Annotated in this window: 3 protein-coding genes; 1 reads left to right on the top strand and 2 read right to left on the bottom strand. The window is 46.8% G+C overall.

All coding sequences use genetic code 11. From position 1 onward, the window contains the following. Both J4G07_22300 and J4G07_22295 read right to left on the bottom strand, forming a co-directional pair. A partial coding sequence (locus J4G07_22300; protein MCE2416716.1) for a hypothetical protein occupies nt 1-269 on the bottom strand: 269 nt, incomplete at its 3' end. A 111-nt stretch (nt 270-380) separates the two neighbouring features. Beyond that, a complete protein-coding gene (locus J4G07_22295) occupies nt 381-1,586 on the bottom strand; it encodes a putative DNA binding domain-containing protein (GenBank protein ID MCE2416715.1) in 1,206 nt (401 codons plus the stop codon). A 481-nt stretch (nt 1,587-2,067) separates the two neighbouring features. Here J4G07_22295 and J4G07_22290 point away from each other — a divergent pair. Further along, nucleotides 2,068-3,406: glycosyltransferase family 4 protein (locus J4G07_22290; protein MCE2416714.1), on the top strand; the 1,339-nt coding region annotated here is incomplete at its 3' end.

Genomic DNA, 3,406 nt, shown 5'->3' with positions numbered 1-3,406 from the left:
GTCAGTCGTTCATGGAAAATCACTCGCCCCCATGCGGCGGAGTAGAAATGGGGATTATGCATGAAGACAGCCTTCGTCGTCTGCTGATCTTCCTCTTTGAGGTAGCGTGTGCGCCAAGGTCCGGGCCAACCGATTGTCTCTTGTCCCCAATTGTTGATAATCCGCACCATCTCAGATGCCAGTTCTTTCGTTTCCGTTGGTTTGAAGAGTTGGTCTACCTTGAGGTACCCGTTCTCATGGTAAAATTCGACCTGTTCTTGCGTTAGCATTGTCAAACTCCTTATCGCTATTGGATGTTTCGCGTGCATGTCAGAAACTGTTAGTTGCCCTCAATTTTACTCTAAAACCGTATATTTTGTCAATTTGCTTTATACTTCTTCTTACCATGCGGGTTTTGCTGCAAAAATTGTCAGACGCAATTCTTCATCGAATAGTTCATATACAGGTGTTTTTCCGCTCAGTGTCTCGCTTTCATTCAAAATAATACCGACCCCTTCGCCTCGACGTTCCAGAAAGTGTCGCCGAATCACCTGTTTTCCCATATCGTCGTCTAATGCAATTTCCGAAAGCAAGCGAGCGAGAAGTTCGTTACGCGTGGCTTGGCTGTAACGTAAATTGTCCACTGTCACCGTGTTTGCCAGTGCCCCTGGAGAATAAAGTTCCAGTCGATCAGAAAACATAAACAGGCGAATCTTTGAACTTGTTTTGGAATAATCTCTGTGGACAACCGCGTTAACGACTGCTTCAAACACGGCACGCATGCTGTATTCTGGGAAGTCTATCCTACCGATGTCCTTCCGTGCAGCGACTGCGTTGTATTTGTAGACAAATCTCATCGTGTCTATAATCTGTTGGTCCAGGGGCCCCTTAAAGTCCTTTGCATCGATCTGGTAGTTCGCATCTCTTTCCTTCCCACGATAGTAAACGGCTTGAATGAAACTGTTATAGAGGTAATCGTCAGGTTTGTCATGACACATCAGTATCCCCGCAACGGAGGCGAGGCTCTGCTGTCCCTCTTTGACCAATAAATGCCTTTTAAGGAGCAAGTCTTCCATGTCATCTGTTGTCGCGCCGTCTGTGATAAATCGTTGGTAGAGGTCTCTTTTGAGTGTATCTTGACTCGTATTCGGCACGAACTGCTCATCGAAAGCGATAATACGTGCCTGCGAGCGGCTTTGGAATAACCGCGCTAACTGCTCAGTAGGCATCTCCCTTTTGCTACTGCCTTGACGAATGAAGTAACCGTTAGCCGTTTTGTGAACGAACAGACTTCTCGGTACCTCTATTTTTAGCAGATTTTTGTCATCAATCCTCAGTTTTTCTGTAAAAATGAGAAGCATCGGTTCAATGCTGTCTTGGCATATTTCAATGACTGTTTTTTCGGCTCTATCCAGTTCCTGCCGGTCAATTCCGACAATTTCATGATTGTCGCCAACACCGATGAGGATCACGCCCCCTCTCGCGTTCGCAAAAGCGGCAATCTCATCGGCAAGGCTGTTCCTATGCGGCAACGTTCGTTTGAATTCAATCGTTGCGTCCTCGCCAAGAGATATTTTTTCGATGAGTTCTGTCAGACTGTCAAACACTGTTAACTCCTCTGGTTTTAAAGGGCATCCTCATTATCCCTTAACATTATAATATCCATTTAGGTTTGTTTTCAACCTATTTCATGCGGGTGTCGGGTTGTTCAGTTTGCCATTTCTTACGCCATTTTCCCGGAACCGGTCACTGTAAAAAAATGGGCAATTTTCAGAGTATTCAGAGTAAAATGCAAAAAAGGATGGATTTCAAAAAGGGTACAAACATCTGAAAAAATGTCAAATTCGCGTTTTAAATAAAAAAATTATTTTTTATACCTTCAACGAATTTCGGCACATAAGTGCCTCTGACCCCTGATACCATGCGGGTTCTTTCGGTATGTAGGCTGCAATTCCCTGTCCCGATAAATCGAAATGAAAAATAAATTTTCATTTTTTTTTCATTTTATGCACGAAATCGACACAAAAGTGCAGTCTTTAAGAATAGGAGCCGGAAGTCTAATAAAAAAACGAAAGGAACACACAAAAATTGCTCGATTTTCCAAGAATATTGCATCAACTCTATCTCTTTGAAGAGGCAGGCGCGTCGTATGCAGCAGATCTTGAGAAAGCGCGGGTCGTCGAACTCACTGCTGTGATGGCGGACATCCTAAAACTCGCGGAAACGCAGACACACGCTGCGATTGTCGAAATACTGAGCACTTCTTATGAAGCCGACGACATCTCCGAAGCGTTTGAAACATTCGCGGAACTTCAAAAAGAAGGCTTGCTGTTCAATCGCGGGGAAGCCATACAGCAGAGCCTCACGACAGAAAGTAAGTGGCGAAAACTGCTTGTAGTGCTCCCGAGCATCGCTGCGGATTCACTTTTCGATATTGAAATGTTGTCAGCTGGCACCAACATGGCACTTTCTTATATGATTCAGCACCTCACCAAGTATACGGATCTACATTTCGCGGGGTCTCGGAACCGGAAGATCACGGATGGCGTATATGAAATCGATATGGGCATCGAGGACTTAGTTCGGCTTCGGTCAAAAATCGGTGAAACGTATTATGGTATCCTGACCTTGCATCAAGAGCAGGAACGGTGGTTACTCCCGCTGTACCGATACCGGGAGTTCCCTCCGATTTTGGTGCAGTGTCATGCCCCGCGCGGACACGGCGGGCAAGCGATGAATTCCATTTTACGGCATTACGCGGCGATGCGGGAGTGTGATGGGTTTACTGCGCCATCAGATTATGTCCGTGAGTTCTATTCAGATTACGTCTGGGATCCGAGTTTTTTCAATACATTGCCAAACGGCGTGGATTCGGCGTTGTTCCGACCGATGGATAAAGCGGCAGCGAAGCGTGAAATTGCGAAAATGGTCGGAGACGATCGGATTGAGAGTGCGCCGACAGTCGGGTATCTCTCCAGGGTGCAGTCGGAGAAAGGGGCATCCGTCTACTTGAAGTTGGCGGCACTGAACCCGCATCTGCTTTTCTTGATAGCGGGTCCGAACATGGGACGGTATGCGTCCCGAAAACTCCCGGACAACCTCGTTTATGTCGGCTTCCATCCGCGCGAGAAACTCCCGCTTATCTATAACGCCTTCGATGTTTACTGTTTTCTTTCGATGTCGGGTGAAGAGACGTTCGGGTTAACCGTGCTTGAGGCGATGGCGTGCGGGGTGCCGCCGGTCGTCCCGAATTTCGATGGGGTCCCATCGGTTGTCGGAGATGCGGGGTTGGTCGCGGATGCCAAGAATTTCGACCAAGACATTGCAACATTGGTGAGTTATCCGTGTCCGATAGATTTCTCCGATAAGATTAACAGACTCTTGAATAACACTGAATTGTGGCAGACGCTTTCAAAGAAGGCAAGGG

It is taken from the genome of Candidatus Poribacteria bacterium (assembly GCA_021295715.1).
Classification (GTDB): domain Bacteria; phylum Poribacteria; class WGA-4E; order WGA-4E; family WGA-3G; genus WGA-3G.
Note: the sequence above shows the minus strand (reverse complement) of the source record. Positions and strands in the feature narration are given on the sequence as shown.